We start from the raw sequence: 246 nt of genomic DNA on the forward strand, positions 1-246 counted from the left end.
ATGACGCAAATAGTCGCTGCTCTATATTTCCGCAGCGTTGACACATATATTTAGAAGCTTTCTTTTTTACACCTTGTACACATACGACCTCCCGCTTCTTTTTCAAATCTTGTAATGTATCCCGTAAATCTGAAGAGAGTTCCTCTAATAGTAACTGTTTCCCTGCTAACATCAGCAACCACCTCCAGCACTACTATAAACCTTTCTCATAATCTCGTAAAAACTCAAAAAAGCCGATAACCTACT

General features: G+C 38.6%; 1 pseudogene. It reads right to left on the minus strand.

Annotated elements, in window-relative coordinates:
- A pseudogene (locus SB658_RS26555) lies at window positions 1-172 on the minus strand (helicase); the annotation flags it as partial.
- Between the last annotated feature and the right edge of the window lie 74 nt (window positions 173-246).

It is taken from the genome of Bacillus sp. SIMBA_008 (assembly GCF_046535495.1).
Taxonomy (GTDB): Bacteria; Bacillota; Bacilli; order Bacillales; family Bacillaceae; genus Bacillus; species Bacillus subtilis.